This is a genomic window from Streptomyces sirii (assembly GCF_045690365.1).
GTDB classification, from domain to species: Bacteria; Actinomycetota; Actinomycetes; order Streptomycetales; family Streptomycetaceae; genus Streptomyces; species Streptomyces sirii.
Map to the genome: position 1 here is coordinate 5617620 of NZ_CP147982.1, position 15103 is coordinate 5632722.

At 70.7% G+C, this 15103-nt stretch carries 8 protein-coding genes; all 8 read right to left on the reverse strand.

The window, feature by feature from the left end; genetic code table 11:
* Window positions 1-6: 6 nt before the first annotated feature.
* Complete coding sequence (locus WAB15_RS25405) at window positions 7-7035, reverse strand: DUF4157 domain-containing protein (protein WP_407287662.1); 7029 nt, start codon at window positions 7033-7035, stop codon at window positions 7-9.
* Window positions 7032-7361 carry a hypothetical protein gene (locus WAB15_RS25410; protein WP_407287663.1) on the reverse strand — a complete coding sequence of 110 codons (330 nt, stop codon included), beginning with the start codon at window positions 7359-7361 and terminating at the stop codon, window positions 7032-7034. Before WAB15_RS25410 ends, WAB15_RS25405 begins: the two co-directional genes overlap by 4 nt.
* On the reverse strand, window positions 7352-9316 hold the full coding sequence (locus WAB15_RS25415; RefSeq protein ID WP_407287664.1) for an ATP-binding protein: 1965 nt from the start codon (window positions 9314-9316) through the stop codon (window positions 7352-7354). Before WAB15_RS25415 ends, WAB15_RS25410 begins: the two co-directional genes overlap by 10 nt.
* A gap of 5 nt (window positions 9317-9321) precedes the next feature.
* A complete protein-coding gene (locus WAB15_RS25420; protein ID WP_407287665.1) occupies window positions 9322-10437 on the reverse strand; it encodes a DUF4255 domain-containing protein in 1116 nt (371 codons plus the stop codon).
* Between the two features lie 97 nt (window positions 10438-10534).
* The gene (locus WAB15_RS25425) at window positions 10535-11299 is read right to left on the reverse strand and encodes a hypothetical protein (RefSeq protein WP_407287666.1); all 765 of its coding nucleotides are present in this window, start codon (window positions 11297-11299) and stop codon (window positions 10535-10537) included.
* Window positions 11292-12062: a hypothetical protein gene (locus WAB15_RS25430; RefSeq protein ID WP_407287667.1), complete on the reverse strand. Its 771-nt coding sequence runs from the start codon at window positions 12060-12062 to the stop codon at window positions 11292-11294. Before WAB15_RS25430 ends, WAB15_RS25425 begins: the two co-directional genes overlap by 8 nt.
* 53 nt (window positions 12063-12115) lie before the next feature.
* On the reverse strand, window positions 12116-12640 hold the full coding sequence (locus WAB15_RS25435) for a phage tail protein (protein WP_384425300.1): 525 nt from the start codon (window positions 12638-12640) through the stop codon (window positions 12116-12118).
* A 40-nt stretch (window positions 12641-12680) separates the two neighbouring features.
* Window positions 12681-14528 (reverse strand): phage tail sheath family protein, encoded by a 1848-nt coding sequence (locus WAB15_RS25440; protein WP_399148252.1) that lies wholly within the window; start codon window positions 14526-14528, stop codon window positions 12681-12683.
* Window positions 14529-15103: the final 575 nt, after the last annotated feature.

The window sequence follows — 15103 nt, forward strand, 5'->3', positions numbered from 1 at the left end:
TCTCGACTACTCGTATGCGATACGTCCTTCAGCGTCTCGCTTCCAGATTGCCTGCGCTATTTTTCTGAACTCTTCCATCTTGGGCTTCGGCTGCTTCTTTTCGTACGATTCGAGGTTGCCTACAAGGTCTGAGGTGTCCTTGTGTGGCCCCGAGTCAAGGACCGCGTCCCCCCATCGACTTGGGGCCCGGCGTTTTGGATTCCGTTTACCGGCGAAGGGGAATCCATCGCCGAAGGCTTCCCTGATGAGAGTCTTTGACTCGTTGCGGTCGTTTACGTGAATCAGGTGCTTACCGTCGGGCTTGCGTGGTGGGCGGATGTTCTCGGAGTATGTTCTGTCCGGACGGGGTTTCTGTTCGATCCATTTATTCGCGCCCGCTCGATCGCGGTCGTAGCCGTTCCACATCATGGTGATGCGCGAGGGGAAATACTTGTCACGCCCCGGATGAAAGTCGACCTTGATGGTGTACCAGATCATCGACCTATCGGTCTTCCTCGCAGCCTTATTCGCCTCCGATTCGATCTCCGTATTGAATCGGCTGTTCGTGCGCGAGGGGGCGGGTACTAGGTTGGAACCCGATGCCAGGCCGCCCAGTTTCTCCGTGAGGAGGTGCATCCTCACTATGACATCCGGCCAGTCGTGCATCTCCCGGGTGTATCCCAAGGGGTTTCCTGGGCGCTCGTCGGCCACTGAGGCTGCTTCACCCGGCGGGGAGGCTTGCTGGAGGTAGTGGGCTTTGGTGGATTCCGGGGCGCGCACGCCATTTGCGAAAGGAGGGAAAATTGTAGGTGGAAGTTCACTGTCGCTGGCATTTCGTTGAGCCATGAGGTTGCCGAGTCTCGTCATGAGTCGGCGTAACTCTTCATACTGTCCTGCGTTCACTCTGGTGGCGATGGGCCGCTCTTTGGAAACGGGCTTCGAGTTTATCGGGGCAAGGCTGTCCTGGCGTCTGTCCACTCGCGTGCGGAGTTTCATCGCTTCCTCCCGGGCCTTTTCTTGCGACTCCTTTTCTTGGGGATCGTCGATTGAGGCAAGCTCTCCCAGCCATCCGGCGAAGAACTTGTCCATCGAGGTCAATTCGCTGTGCACGACGAGATTGGCGCTCTTGGAGCGTCCGTTGAAGAGGAGGGTGTGGATCTCTCCGTTGTGCATGTGGAACCGAACGCTCGGCAGCTCGGGTGCTTGCGTCGTCTCGTCAGACCGCTTGTCGTTCTTGTTTCGGTTTCGGTCACGCCGGCGCTCGCGCTGACGCCGCAACCGATCCCTCTGCCGCCTCCACTGGTTCCTCAACCGACGGGTGCGGTTGTTGAGTTTGTGGCCCAGCTTGCGGCCCTTGCCGAGGAGGCGGCGGGCCGCGCGGCGGGCCCGGTTCAGGGCCGACTTGATGGTCTGGCGGGCGCGGCGGAGTTTGCGGCGGGTGCGGGACTCGGGCTTGCGGCGCGAGGTCTTCTTGGTGCTGACCTTCTTCTTGCCGTTCTTGTCCTTGGTCAGGTCGGGCTTTTTGTGGCCCTTGTCGTCCTGCTTCTTTTTGTGCAGTGGGTTCTTGGTCTTGTCCTCGTCGCGCTTCTTGTCGGCGCGGTCCTTCTTGCGGAGGGTGTCGCGGGCCTGGCCGCGGCGCTTGGAAAGGTTGGGCTTGTCGTCGTCGTGTTGTTTGCGCTGGGCGGCGCGGGCGCGGCGGCGGGCGGCGTTGACCTCGCGGCCGTCCTCGCGGCGTTCGTGTTCGTCGGGCTTCTTCTTGTGCTTGGGCTGGTGCTCCGGGCGCGGCTTCTTTTCGGGGGAGGGGTGCTTGGTCGGGCGGGGGCCGTCGTCAGGGCGGGAGGTCTTGTCCGGGGAGGGCTTGCGCGGGACCGGTCGCTGGTTGGGCTTGTCGGTGGGGCCGGGCTTGTCGGCCGTCGGGCCGGGCCGGTTGGCGTTCGCCGGGCGGTCGGCCTGGCCCGGCTTGTCGTGGTGGCCAGGCTTGCCGGGCGCGCCGGGCTCGTCGGGACGACCGTCCCCGCCCGGGTGCTTCTTCTTGCGGATGTTCTTGAGCATCCCACCGAGCTTGCTGGTCACCTTGCCCATGAATTTCTGGACGCCGTCGATGAGGGCCTGGTAGATCAGTTCCAGGAGGGCCACCACGCCGGCCGCGACCGCCTTGGCGAAGGGCCGTGCTGCGTTTCCGCTCTTGACCGCCTTCAGGAAGTCCATGAAGAGGCCGAAGGCGGCCAGGATCTCACTGAGGGTGTCCCAGGCGGTCTTCAGGGCGTCGATGATCGCCATGACCCAGCCGGCCCCGGGGATCAGCTTGGCGACGACCTTCTCGATGACCAGTTCGCCGATGATGAGCGGAAGTTGGGGGACGGCGGCGTCCCAGGCCATCTTGCCCATCTCTTCGACGGTGACGTCGCCGTCGATGAGCGCCTGGAAATCCTCCGGCGAAAGCCCGGTGATTTCCTGGACCTTGTTGTTGAACCACTTCTTGACTGCCGCAGTGACCTCGTCGAAGAGGTACTCCCTGGCGCCGGTGCGCGCCGCGGAGCCGGCCTTGCTGATCCAGTCGCCGGGGTCGGACACGATGTCGTTGAAGATGGCGGCCCATTCGCCGAGCCCCTCGACCACGCCCTTACCGAACTCCACCGCCGCGACCGTGACGTTCTCCGCGACTTCGACCGCTGCGTTCAGCCCGGACTCCAGCATGTCCAGCCCGTCGAGGAGCGCACTGCCCAGTCCGTCGATGAGCTTGCCGGCGACCACCTTGAGCGCGTCCGCGGCCTCGTTGACCTTCTTCACGGCGTAGTCGCGGCCGGCGTTGATGGTGTTGCGCCACTTGTCCTGCATCGCCGGGTAGCCGGCGAGCAGATCGTCGCCGATCTCGATCAGCGTGTCGGCGAAGTCGTTGATCTGGTCGATGACCCAGTTGCGCGCCTTGTCGATGAACTTGAAGACTTCTTCTTTGAACTTGTCGATGAGCTTGCTGACGGCCTCGCGGGCCTGGTCGAAGATGTTCTTGATGGCCTTCTTGAGGCCCTCCCACCACTCCTTGAGCTGGTCGAGGAACCCGCCGTCCCCCTTCTCGGCCTCCTTCTTCTTCTCCTCCTTCTTCTTCTCCGCGCCGTTACGCGCGTTGGTGTGCTCGTTGTCGATCTTGTTGTTGTCTTCTTCGGTCCGCTTGTCCGCCTTGTCGTCGGTCTCCTTTTGCCTCTTGTCGATGTCCTGGCGGACCCGGTCGTACTTCTTGCCCTTCTTGCCGTCGACCTCCGCGACCTTGTCGTCCTGCTCCTTGCGCCATTTGTCGCGGGACTCGGTGACCTCGTCCTGGCCCGTCTTGCGCTCGCGCGCCTGCTTGTTCGTGCTGGCGTCGACCTCGCGCTTCAGGTCCCTGTCGTGCTTCTGCTTGTCGGACTTCGCCTTGTCGTCCTTGGCCCGGCGCTCCTTCGTCATCTGGTGCCGGCCCTTGGAGAAGCCCGCCTGGATCTGCGGTCCACGGTCGTGCTCGGCCACGGCGGACGCGGACTCGACGGGCACGCCGCCCTTGGGCCCTCCGGCGCTCTTCTTCCCGGCCCCGCCCTTCTTCCCGCCGGGAACCTTGGCGGTCAGGGTCTCGTGGGGGGCGTCCGGAAAGATCTGGTCCTCGCCCATGGGCTTGGCCGCGTCCTCGCGACCGGACCGGTGCAGCTCGTCCTTCCGCTCGTCGAGCTTCTGCGACTGTTCGTCCGTGCGCTGCGGATCGGAGTCGTCCTGGAGCGGCAGGCCGGGGGCGTTGCCCACCCGGTTGCCTTTCAGGCCCTCGTCCGTGGTCTTCAGACCCATGATCGAGTCGATCAGGTCGTCGAACGGGAAGATCTTCTTGAGAATCGCCGCGCTGAGGGTCAGCAGGATGTCCCACCAGCTCGGCTCCGGCACATCGGAGCCCGGCGTCTCGCCCTCCGGCCGCTGCTCGCCGGTGATCTCCTCCGTCTTGCCCTTCGGCGCGTCCGTACGGGAGACCTTGGCCTTGGTGTACGTACCCGCCGCGGCGGCCCTCGGTCCGCCCGGCACCGTACGGGGCGAGCCGATCGGACGCTCCATCTTCGGCGGCGCCTTGCGCAGCGCCGACCGCTCCTTGCCGACCGAGTGGTCCACGGCCCCGTTGACGCCCTTGAACGTCTCCAGCATCTGGTACGGCTTGAGCCTGGAAACCGTCGCCAGCCCCGCTTCGGGCGTGGACTTGGAGACATCGGGCGGCGGGGCTTCCCTCTTGGGCTTCGCCGGAGTGGACGTGGCACCGCCACCACCGCCGCGACCGCCCCGTGCGGGTGCGGGAGCCGTACCTCCGCCACCGCCGCCGCCCGAGCCGCGCCGGACGTTCTTCGCCGCCTGCCGGGCCGTCTGCCGCTGCTTGGGCGTGGTCCCGGCCTTCGGCCGCGCGGGGGGCTTCCCCGGCGCGGGCTTCGCGGACGCCTCGGGCCGGTCGCCGCCGCCCTTGGCTGCCGCGGCAGCCACGTGAGGGGCCGTTCCGCTGCCCGGAGAGAGCCTGGGCGCCGCCGCGGGACCGGGCGCGGACGTGGCATCCGGGCCGGTCTCCGAGCCCGGCGTGGTCGCCTGCCCCTTCCCTTCGGTGACCTCCTTGCTCCGGGCGGCGCCCTGAGGCTCACCGGCGGCCGGTGCCGCGTCGGCGTCCTTGCCCTCGGCGCCGCTCTTCGCGTCGGTGCCCTCCGTGGCCGCGGTGTCGTCCTTGGCCTGCCTGCTCCCGCCCGAGGCGGTGCCGCCGGCTGCCTTGTCCGTGCCGGAGGCCGCGCCGGTGTCCGTACCGGATCCGCTGCCGGTACCCGTACCGCCGCCGGTACCCGTACCGCTTCCGCCGGCTGCACCGGAGGACTTCTCGCCGCTCCCGCCGGACGACTTCACGTCCTTGTCCCCGGAGCCCTCCGTGCTCTTCCCGTCCCCGGAACCCGCGGCCGCATCCGAACCGGGTGCCGAGGACGAGGATGAGGACGACGACCCCGAAGCCGAACCGGTCGACTGCTTCCGCGCGTCCTCATCCGCCTTCGACAGCTTCCCGGGCGCGGCCGTGTCGCCGCCGCCCGCGGACCCCGGCCCGCCCGTGCTCTCGGTGGCGGTACGAGCCGCGTCGTCCCGCCGTTTCGCCTCGGCGTCCTCCTTGCGCTCCTCGGCCTGCTCCCCTTCCGCTTCGGCGTCGTCGGGGTCCGCCGGTTCCGAGCCCCGTTCGCCGGACTCCTCGCCGGTCTTCTCCTCGGCCTTCTCATCCGGCTCGGGGCCGATCTCCTGCTCGATCGACTTGTCGGTCTGGAGGTCCTGCCCGAGCCGGTCCGCTGACCCTTTCTCCTCCTCGGGGGAGCGCGCGCCCCCGCCGACGCCGCCCTCCGCATCCCGCAGCGCCGCGGCCGTCGGGTCTTCAGCGGCGGGGGAATCGATCACACCGGGAGCGCCGTCGCCGCTCTTGCGTTGCCCGCCCCCGTCCTTGTCGTTCTTCTGCTTCGCAGCCGACGGGGTGGAGGTGTCGAGGTCGTCCCCGGACGGGCCGCCCTCGTCATCCGAGTCGTCCGAATCGGCCGCGTCGTCTCCTTCGGCCTCCGCGTCCAGGTCGTCCTCGTCGGCTCCCTCGTCGTCCTCGTCGAGTTCCGCCGACTCCTCTTCGAGCCCCAACGGCTCGTCGTCGGCGTCCTCTTCGTTCTCGGGATCCCCGGCGCGGCGCTGCTCGTCCCGGTCGCCGCCCTTACGGTCCTTCTCGCCGGGTTCCGCCGCGCTCTTGTCCACGGCTGCGGGCTCGGTGCCGCCCTCCTCGGCGGCCTCCTCCGCACGCTCCCCGTCGGCGCCCTGCCCGTCGTTCTCCGCGGCCTGGTCCGCCGACCGCTCCGGGGAGTCCTCCCCCTTGCCGTCGGCCGCGCTCTCCTTGTCCTTCCGCTCGGCCTGTCCGGCGGCGGCCTTGTCCTGTTCCTTGGCCTCCGCCTGCTCCTTCTGCCGGGCGTCGGTCGCCGCCCTGTCCTGCGCGGCCGACTGCCCGGAGCCCGACGACGCGGCCGCCGCCGCGGGGGCCTTCGCGCCGCCCCCGGCCGCCGGCCGACCGCCCAACTCCTCGCCACCGTCGCCCGCCGGGTCCGCGTCCTTGCGCTGCTGCGCCCGCTTCCGCCGGCCGTCGCGCTCCTTCTCGCCCTTCACGCGCTCGTCGCGCGCGGCGGCCGCCTGCTGCGTCCGCTCCTGCCCGAGGACCTCGACCGGGTCGGGGACCGGCTCCGGCGCCGTGGCCGCCGCCAGCGGCAGCGGGCCCGCCTCCACCTCCTCGACCAACTCCAGCAGCCGGTCGACCTCGGGCGAGAGCAGCCGCACCGTCAGCCGGTCCAGCACGCTCTCCTGCACCTGCGGCGCCATCCCCGCCAGTTGCCACCGCACGCGGCCCGAAAGGTCCTCGGGGTCACCGCGCAGCGAGCGCAGCACACCATTGGCGAGGCGGTCCACCAGCGTCGCGGGGTCCACCTTCTCCATACGGGCGCGATCGGCGTGGACCGTGGCGTACCGCAGCCAGCCCGGCGTGGCCTGCCCCGGCTCGATCTCCGTGGCCGGCTCCTCCTGCCGTACGGACCCCCGCAGCGCGCCCAGCACCGACGCCTGCGCCGCCGACTCCGCCTCCCGCTCGACCGCCTCCTGCGGAAGGCTGACCGCGCCCAGATCGCGGCCCGCCCGCAACGCGCCCAGGCCGTGCGGGTTCTGTACCGTGTGCAGCAGTTCGTGGGCGAGCAGACGCTGCCCGTCCGCCGTCCCCGGGCGGTACGTCCCCTCCCGGAAGAAGATGTCCTGGCCGACGGCGAAGGCGTCCGCGCCCATCATCTCCGCCAGCTGCCCGGAGTCACGGTCGGTGTGCAGGCGGACCTGGCTGAAGTCGTGGCCGAGCTGCTCCTCCAGCTCGCGGCGGACGCTGAGGTCCAGGGGCTGGCCGGCGCCGCTGACGATGTCCTTCGGCTCCGGCGCGCGGGCCTTGCCGGAGCGCTCCCTGCGCTTGCGACGCCGGTCCTCGGCGGCCGACCGGGTGTCCTGCGTCGAGGACTGCGCCGTACTCATTGCGGATCCCCCCGTCCCGCGAGCCCCGCGTGCACCGCGCGGGCCAGTGCCTCCCCCAGGCGTACGGGAGAGGTGGTCGCCGGCAGCGGCGGCAGCCCGGCGAGACCGTCCAGCGCCACGCCCGTCCCGTCCGCCGCCAGCGGCACCCCGCGCTCGCGTACGAGCCGGGTCAACTCGGTCTGGAACGCCGCCGACACCCGGCCCGGATCGACCCGGGCCGCGTCGAAGCCGTCCAGCACCAGTTCGCCGATGTCGATACGGAAGGAGCGCGGCGGCGACTCGGCCGCCGGCTCCCGCGCTTCGTGCCTGCCCTCGCTCAGACCCATCCGTGGACCTCCGACGGCGCCAAGGAACGTTCCAGCTTCAGGTATTCGGTACGGGCCGCCGCCAGCATGTGACGCATCTGGAGGCGGTCGCCCTCCTCGGCGGCGAGAAAGGCCCCGGAAAGCGCGATATTGCGGATCGAACCGCCGGCGACGGTCAGTTGAGCGAGGAGCGCCGGCTCGACGCCCTTCAGCGGAGCCTGGGCGGGCAGCACCCGGCGCCAGATCTCCGCCCGCTCCTTCTCACCGGGGAAGGGGAAGTCCACGACGAAGCGGATACGACGCATGAAGGCCGAGTCCAGCGCCTTCTTCATGTTGGTGGTGAGGACCGCCAGACCCCGGTACGCCTCCATCCGCATCAGCAGATAGCTGACCTCCAGGTTGGCGTAACGGTCGTGGCTGTCCTTGACCTCGCTGCGCTTGCCGAAGAGCGCGTCGGCCTCGTCGAAGAGGAGCAGGGCGCCCCCGCGTTCGGCGGCGTCGAAGACGCGACTGAGGTTCTTCTCCGTCTCACCGATGTATTTGCTGACGACCTGGGAGAGGTCGATGATGAAGAGATCCAAACCCAGTTCCTTGGCCATGACTTCGGCGGCCAGGGTTTTGCCGGTCCCGGAACCGCCCGCGAAGAGCGCGGTGACACCCAGGCCGCTGCGCAGCGCCTCGGCGAAGCCCCAGTCCTGGTAGACGGTGCCGCGCTGACGTACGTGGGCGACGATCTCCTGGAGGATGCGCAGCTGGCGGTCGGCGAGGACCAGGTCGTCCCAGCCGGCGCGCGGTTCGATGCGGCGGCCCAGTTCGTCCAGGCCCATCCGAGCCTCGGTGAGGCCGGCCCGCCAGGCCAGTTCGGCGGCGTCGAGACCGTCCGCATGCGGCAGATCGCGGCGTACGGAGGCCGCGGCCGACCGTACGACGTGCGGAGGAAGCTGGAACTGGGCGACGAGGGACTGCACATGACGAGCCGTCACCTCGGGGACGTCGGCGAAGGCGTCCGTCCAGAGCCCCAGCTGCTCCTCGTCGTTCAGCTTCGGTACGGTCACCCGCTCGCCGCGCGGCTGGCCGGTCCGGCGCGGGTCGGGGCTGGAGACGACCAGGGGGACGCCCGCGCCCGCGATGAAGGCGTCCGTCGCGGCGTGCTGGTCGCGGTCCATCTCGCCGACCTCGACCAGGAGGGCGGCGGGCAGCAGGATCGCCTCGCGCTGCCAGAGGCGGGCCAGGCGGTCGCGTTCGGCGGCGTCGGAGGGTATGTCGTCGGCGGCCATGGAGTACAGGCCGAGGCCCGAGCGGCGGGCGGCCGCCGCGGCGATGTCGGCGCGGGTGCGGAGGTCGGCGCCGACCAGTTCGACGCGGAGCACGGAGTCCGGCCCGGCGCCCGCCCAGCCCGCGGCGACCCGGTGCGCGGCCGCGTCGTACGACGGCGGCAGACCGTCGGGGGCGGTGGTGCGGCGCAGCAGGCCGTGCAGCCTGGCGTCCAGGTACGGCGCGCCGACCAGGAAGTGCAGGATGCGTTCGTCCAGGCGGAGTCGGGTGGTGGTCAGGCGGGTCTCGTCGTCCAGCTCGATCAGGCGCCAGCGGCGCAGCGGGGCGACGGGGGGCAGCGCGCTCCAGTGCGGGGCGCCCAGGGCGGCCAGGGCGAGGGAGAAGGTGGGGTACGCCCGGTCCGGGTCGCCGCTCGCGGCGGCGCACCGGGGCGCGGTGGTCGGATCCAGCTCCGCCGCGGCGGCGAGCAGCACGATGTCCCGCTCGAAGTCACTGAGCCCGAAGCAGGAGGTGAGGGCCTCAAGTGCGGCGGGGAGCGTGGTGGATCGGGGGGCGCTCCGGTCGGCGGGCTCGTCGGTGGGCCCGGCAGGCGTACGGGTGGCACGGGCGGCGTGGGTGTCGAGACGTGCGAGGACGGCCGCCAGGGCGGCGGTCAGTGCCCGGCCGTCCGCCGTCCGGTCGTCCTCGGTGAAGTCGTTCACCCCGCTCAGCCCTCCTTGCCGGAGCCGGAAGCCGAGCCGGGGCTGGAACCTGAACCCGAGCCGGAGTCAGGGGTCTTGGCGGAGGAGTCGGACTTCGCCGATGAGTCCGGCTCGGCCGGCGCCTCCTGCTTTCCCCGCGCCTCCCGCTTCGGCTGCGTCCTCTTGACGGCCCGGCTGCCGCCGACGCTCGCCGCGGCCTTGCGCGCCGCCCGGGTCGACGCCCCGGCCGTACGCCCGGCCCGCGCCCGGCCCCCGGCCCCGGCGTCGCCGGCCTGGCCCGCCTCGGAGTCTTCGTCCCCGGTGCCACCGGTCTTGGCTCCCGTGCCTCCGGTCCTGGCCCCCGCCCCTTTCTCGCCCTCGGACGGCACGCCGCCCTTCGCCTCCGCTGGCGCCCCGGACGCCGTACCCCTGGACGCCGTATCCGAGGACGCCGTACTCCCGGCCGCCACCACCCCCGGCGGCACCGAGGCACCCACCGCCCCCACCGTGCTCGGCCGCTCCGGCGCCCCCGGCGCCCCGAACGGCAGCACCGTCACCTCCGGCCGCTCCACCGGCTTCGCCGGCTTCGGCTTCTGGTGGCCGTCGAGCAGCACCAGCGACGCCTGATAGACGACCGACAGGGAGTACGGGGTGTTGTGGAGCATTCCCCAGAGCTTGGAACTCTCGTCGACGTCCATCTGGGTCGGTGTGAAGCGGACCTTCTGGAGCGACTCGGCGAGATCGCTGCCCGCCAGATACGGCCGCTGCACCGCCTCCTCGATCAACTCATGGGGCAGTACGGGTATTTCGTGCAGAGTGCGGACGACACTCCCGATCAGCCGCTGCCCGACCAGCTCGGTCTCCTCGCCGTATGCGCTGATCACGTAGTGCAGGTCGAGCGCGGCCGCCGGCCGCTTCAGCAGCGTGCCGTCGGAGGCGCGGGTGACCAGGTCGTTGTTGCGCATCGAGGGGTTGTGGGTGACCTGGTAGAGGAAGACCGTGATCGTGGGGTCGGTCGGCGGATCGGCCGGTGGCTTGCGGGTCTCCACCGAGACCGCCATATCGATCTCGGGGTGCAGATTGTGCTCGATCAGCAGCGCAAGGGCCTGGGTGACCGTCGCGACGGCGAGTGCGTTGCTCATGAAGTCCGTCCCCCTGAAATCCCTGAAATCCACGCCGGCCCATTCGCCCTGCGGGTCCCTGAAATCCGCGCCGGCCACATCGCCCTGTGCGTCACCGTCAGCTCGTCCTCTCCCCGCGTGCCAGATAGTCCGCGAGGCTCAGCGACGGCTCACTGCGCTGCGGGCGTGCCGGCCGCCCGCCCGCCGCGGGGCGCTCCGCACCCGCCGCACTGACCTCAAGGCGTCCGATCTGTACGTGCACCACCCGCTCGGCACCGCGCTGCCCGCGCCGCCCGGCGGCCGCGGCCCGGGTGGCGTTGCGGACCGCCGGCACCGCCTCCGTACGCGGACGCAGCACCGGGGCCAAAGCGGAGGGAGCGACGTCCCTGCCGGGCGGGGGCGAGGGGACCGCCGCCCGGCGGGCGGACCCGTCCTCCCCGGACGCCCGCACTCCCCGCTGCGGGCGCACGACCTCGGCCGCGGCGGTCCGCGGCCCCGTTTCCACCGCCGCCGCGGGCCGCAGCTGCGGTGCCGCCGGCCGCGCCACCGGCTCGACGAGGTCCGCGGGGGCGTCCCGCGGGGCCTCGGCGCGTACCACGGTCTGCTGCTCCGTGGTCCTGATCTCCCGCTCGTAGCGGACCTGTTCGCCCCCGAAGGGTGAGGTCCGGGGCGCCTGCGGAGAGAGCGGAGCCGGTTCGTCCGCCTCCGTGGGCGCGCCGCGCAGCGCCTCGACACGCTCGAACGGGCCCGGCAGCCGGGGCTGTACGAGCGTGCGCCGGGCCCCGTCCGCACGGCCGCCGCCGGGCACGCCGGGAACGGCGCCCCCGGCCGCCGGCGCATGCCGCGCCAGCAGCCGGTCGAAGTAGTCAGCCAGGTCAGGCATCTGCGCACAGCTCCAGGTAGTAGCGGCGCCGCAGCGGGCTCAGCGCCAGGATCTCCGGCTCGCTCCAGCCGTAGGCCGAGGCGAGCAGATGGACGTCCAGGAGCACATCGCGCGCCCAGGCGTCGAGTTCGGTCCACAGGTACGCGGCGATGTCCAGCTCCGCCGCGGTGGCCGTACCGCACTGCGGGCAGGCGATGTTCAGCGTCACCTCGGCGGCCGGATCGGCTTCCTCGGCCGCCTCGGCGAAGCGCTTCAGCACCGGCTCGGGCAGCGCGGCCAACTCCTCCTCCGCGACCGCCCGGCCGGCCCGCCGCGCCGACAGCGCGCACCGGGCACCCAGCAGCCGCCGGGCGTCCGTGGCACCGTCGGCCGGGGACGCACCGTCGGCCAGGGACGCGACCGCGGTGAGGTCGGCGGGGCTGGGCAGCCGGAAGTGCACCACCCATTCCCCCTCCGCCACCCGCAGACCGCCTTCCGGCAGCCGCGGCCGGGCGCCCATCGCCGCCGCGTCGAGCTCGAACTCCATCGCCTCGCCGCAGTTCGGATCCGCGCAGTCGAGCGTGACCTGCATCCGCTCTCCGAACAGCGCCCGGCGCAGCGCGAACAGATCGGCCGCCCGCTCCCCGAGCGGCACCGACAGCAGTGCGTCGGTGCCGGCCCCGGGACGGGCCGCCCGGTGCAGCAACAGGGCCCGGCCGCCGCCCTGCCGGGCCAGCCCTGCCTCCCAGGTGGCCAGCAGTTCAGCGGGTCCGGTGACCGCCATTCCTCACCTCGTCCGGTGCTTCGGTGCTGCGGTGGCCCGCCGTCGACGCCGTCTCACGCCGGATGCGTGAACGACGGCTCCTCCGGCTCCGGCACCTCGTAGTCGCGCTCCCAGCCCTCGCACTCCAGCTTCAGGCTCTGGATGGCGACGGCGTTGGCGTTGGCGTCCAGCTCGCCCAGGACCTGGTACTCGCTCGGCCAGGAGCGGTAGATCTTGTGCGAGACGGCGACCTGACCGGCCTCGTTGAGGACCTGGATGACGATGTCCTTGCGGAAGTCGGCCAGCGAGACCTCGGAGCCGAGGCCGGCGCCGACCTGCCAGACCTTGTTGGCCCAGCGGTCGAACTCCGGGTCGTGGGTGACACCGCGCTCCAGGGTGATGCCCTCGAACTCGGAGCGGCCCGGGGACTTGCGCGGCGAGCTGGGGTCGCCGCCGTGCCGGTGCTTGACGACCTCGGTGGTGCGCTTCAGCGGGCTGATCTTGCTGACGCCCGCGACCGTACGGCCGTCCCACAGGACCAGGAACTTGAAGTTCTTGTACGGGTCGAAGCGATGGGCGTTGATCTGGAACTCAGCCATCGGATTCCTTCACTTCTCCTTTCCTGCTTCCTGTACGTCGCTAGACGTCGAACTGCCCGGCCATCTGCTGGATCTTGACGATCACGAACTCCGCGGGCTTGACCGGCGCGATGCCGACCACGACGTTGACGATGCCGCGCTCGATGTCCTCGGCGGTCGTGGTGTCCTTGTCGCACTTGACGAAGTACGCCTGGCGCGGAGTGCCGCCCTTGAACGCGCCCTTCTCGAACAGGGAGTGCAGATAGGCGGAGGCGTTGAGGCGGATCTGCTGCCACAGCTGCTCGTTGTTGGGCTCGAAGACGACCCACTGCAGCCCGCGCAGCAGGCTCTCCTCCACATGCAGGGCCAGCCGCCGCACCGGCACGTACTTCCACTCGCTGTCCAGCGCGTCGGCGCCCTGGAGCGTACGGGCGCCCCACACCAGCGGGCCGGCCATCGGCAGCGTCCGCAGGCAGTTGATGCCCAGCGGGTTGAGCAGCCCGTTCTCGCGGTCGGTGAGCCTGACCGTCAGGGAGTGCACTCCCGCCAGCCGGGCCTCGGTCCCCGCCGGCGCCTTCCACACCCCGCGCTCGGCGTCCGTACGGGCGATGACGCCGGCGACCGCGCCGGACGGCGGGAAGGAGCGCAGCCGGCCGCTGAGCGGGTCGGTGAGCTGCAGCTGCGGGAAGTACAGCGCGGAGTGGTTGCCGCGGACCGCGTCGAAGGCGGTGATACCGGCCCGGGCGGCGTCGACGCTGCCCCAGGCGGCGGGCGCGTCGACCAGGAGGAAGATCCTCCGCTCCCGGCACAGCCGCTCGGCCGCCGACAGCACGGTGACCATGTCGTCGGTGGACTCGTACGAGGCCAGCTCGGGCAGCGCGAGCAGATTGACGTCGTGCACGTCGCGCAGCGCCTGGAGGCCGCTCTTGCGGGCCTCGCTGCCGATGATGTCCCGCGGTCCGGGCGGGTCGCCGTCCTCGCCGCCGCACAGCGCGAAGACGGGCGGGTTGACGGAGGCCTCCAGGCCGAGGTCGTTGGCGCACTCGCCCAGGAAGCGGACCACGTCGTCGGGGTCCGCCCCGCCGGCGACGACCTGGATGCGGCGGCCGAAGGCGGTGACCTCGACGCCCGCGAAGGCGTGCTTGCCGGGGGCGTCCGGCAGCGCGCGCAGCTTGTGCTCCAGCAGCAGCGCCAGCTCGGTGACGGTGCAGGGCGCCTCGCCGTCGCAGTCCGGGTCGTAGAGCGTGAACTCGCGCTCCACCTCGCCGATCTTGACGGTGAGGTCGACGGCCAGGTCGGGAAGCTCGTGGTGGAAGGCCTTGGAGACGGTGCCGGAGGGGTCCGGGCGGCCCTCGCCGACGACCTCGACGCGGATCAGCGCGGACCCGGCGTTGATCACCGTCTCGGCGTAGCGGCCGTGGCAGGAATCCATGGACAGGCCGGAGAAGGACTCACGGGCGGTGCCGTGCGCGTCCAGGACGTGCAGATTGAACGTGTCTTCCGGGCAGGGCGTGTCGTGGTCGACGGCCACCCGCAGGCCCGAGCCCCATACGCCCGGCTCCTTGGCGTGCACCTCAAGCACCGGGCACTGGCTGTGGCCCTCGGTGGACTCCAGGGTGACGTGGGCTTCCTTGCCGCTGCCGGCCTTGGCGACCCGTACGATCACGGCGACCGTGCCGCCGTTGCCGAAGAACTGGTGGACGGCGTACGCGACCGGGCTCTGCGACGTCAGCCCCCCGAAGCGGCGCTCGAAGTCGGCGAAGCTGGTGATCCGCACCGGCTGGTTGAGCGGGCCGCGCCGGGTGTGACCGACGAAAGCGGTCACCGAAGTGGTGACGGTGGTGATGCTGCGGATGCTGCTGGGAAGCTCTTCGACATAAACGCCGGGATAGGTCGCATGTGTCGGCATTCCCCCTCCAATCCCTTCAGGCACCGAGTGTGACGACACCAAGAAATCGAGAAAGCCGGGAGGGGTGGTGGCAAGAAGGAGGAGGAGCGGCGAGTACGGAAGAGCCCGCGGTCGCCCCCTGCCCGCGAACGCGCATCCCCCCGCTACCCATCAAGTTCCCCCGTCTGCACCCGATGCCGAGCGGTCTGTCGACCGGCCTGCACGGGACCAAGCCCGAAGCTTGTGACTCCTGATGCGTATGTGTGCGTAAGTGCTCAACGCAGTCTCTGCTGCTGGCAGTTGAGGGTCAAGAGGCCTTTCTGGACACCGGATGCGGAGGTCCTGTGACGGCGCGTTGCACGTTCTTCCCAAGCGGATTCCGCCGTCGCCGGAAGCGGAATCACCGGAGACCGGACGCGCCGGGACGTACCAGGCGCGGCTTGCGTACGTCGCATGAAGCGGAGGTGTACGTCGGCCGGCACCGGAGCGCACCGCTCACCCGGACGGCGTCGAAAAGCGGCCGACGACATGCGGAAAACCCGTGGAGACGTAACGTGGCCAAAAGATCTGTGACCGTAATCACCGCCAGAGTGTGA